The following is a 1,035-nucleotide window of genomic DNA, read 5'->3' as shown; positions in this document are numbered from 1 at the left end:
GCGTCAGCATGGGTTGATTCTCCTATCATTTCATGCCAGTTTTCCTGTGGTAGCTGGCTTATAATTATGTGTGATTTATACCCATACCGCGCATCGATTAATTCGAGTAAGTCACCTCGTTGCTGCGCACTCAGTGGTTCAAGCCCCCAGTCGTCTAAGATCAGTAGATCATACTTTATTAGCTTCGCTAGTAATTTTCGGTAACTACCATCTGCTTGTGCTAGAAACAGGCTTTCGAGTAGTTCTTTTAATCGAATATAGTAAACACTTTTTCCTTGTAGGCAGTGCTCATGCCCTAAGGCACATGCGAGGTAGGTTTTTCCACAGCCTGTTGCCCCAGTGATTAAGATATTTTGGTGTAAGTTCAACCAGCTATTTTGGCTTAAGTTACGTATCTGTGCTTTTTCTATATTGCGTGTCGGCGAGTAAATCAGTTGATTTAACTGAGCCGGTAAGCGGAATTTAGCATGTCGCACGAACCGGTCGATTTTTCTTTGCTCACGCGTGTCAATTTCATGTGTTAGCAATAAACTGATGCGCTCTATAAAGCTTTGCTCTTGATATAAATTTGGCTGTTCAAGCTGCTGCTTGAGTGCTTGCTTTATACCCGATAACTTGAGTAGTTGAAGTTGCTGGTTAATGGTGTCTATCATGATTCATTTCCTTAATGGTAATACTGTGTGCCGCGTATGTTGCTATGTGTAATTGGCTTTTCTGGCTCTGTTTGCTGTGTGGGTAACGGTTGTTGATCCAACCCTTTCTTCAGCATCTGCTTTATTGATTTAAGTGTGGTCGTATTCATTATGATCGCGCGATAACACGCTTGCTCAAGCCGCTCTTTTGAATAGATTTTAGCTAAACTTAACACCCCTAAACAGGCGCGATAAGCGTGCTCGGGGTGACGCCGTCAACTGAGCTGTAACTCAACAACTTGGTGGGTATACTCTCCAATACTTAATGCCCATGAGCGTAAATTTATCGGTGACTGCTCATGCTGTTTTTGATGCGCCAGAGGCATATGATGAGGCTGTGTTG

At 43.1% G+C, this 1,035-nt stretch carries 2 protein-coding genes; both read right to left on the bottom strand.

Annotated elements, in window-relative coordinates; translation table 11 throughout:
* Positions 1-653 (bottom strand): IS21-like element helper ATPase IstB (gene istB / locus H5187_RS23675; protein ID WP_182798490.1); only part of this gene is annotated, 653 nt, incomplete at its 3' end.
* An 11-nt stretch (positions 654-664) separates the two neighbouring features.
* Complete coding sequence (locus H5187_RS24910; RefSeq protein WP_259398921.1) at positions 665-802, bottom strand: hypothetical protein; 138 nt, start codon at positions 800-802, stop codon at positions 665-667.
* Positions 803-1,035: the final 233 nt, after the last annotated feature.

The organism is Pseudoalteromonas sp. SG44-1 (assembly GCF_014164315.1).
Classification (GTDB): domain Bacteria; phylum Pseudomonadota; class Gammaproteobacteria; order Enterobacterales; family Alteromonadaceae; genus Pseudoalteromonas; species Pseudoalteromonas rhizosphaerae.
The sequence above is the reverse complement of the archived record's forward strand: the minus strand, read 5'-3'. Positions and strand labels throughout refer to the sequence as shown.